The organism is Gilvimarinus sp. 1_MG-2023 (assembly GCF_030548285.1).
The window spans coordinates 1-249 of sequence record NZ_JAUOSC010001430.1 but is presented as its reverse complement, the minus strand read 5'-3'; the positions used below and the strand labels follow the sequence as shown (position 1 = coordinate 249).

Below are 249 nucleotides of genomic sequence, written 5' to 3'. Positions count from 1 at the left end.
GCGTTCACCGTTGATCGAGAAAATGCCAAACACCGCCGCGTCTAACGCCCGCTCGTAATCACAATCATCAAAAATCATCACCGGCGATTTACCGCCCAGTTCCATCGAAAACTTCTTCAGGCCCGCATTGGCAATAATGTGTTTACCGGTCGAAGTACCGCCAGTAAACGAAATGGCATTGACATCAGGGTTCGTAATCAACGCATTGCCTGTGGTGCCGCCAAAACCGTGCACCACGTTAAACACACC

At 50.6% G+C, this 249-nt stretch carries 1 protein-coding gene; it reads right to left on the bottom strand.

Features of this window, described 5'->3' with window-relative positions; genetic code table 11:
• The coding region (locus Q4563_RS21550; RefSeq protein WP_303605978.1) for an aldehyde dehydrogenase family protein at window positions 1-237 on the bottom strand (237 nt) is incomplete at its 3' end.
• Window positions 238-249 lie beyond the last annotated feature (12 nt).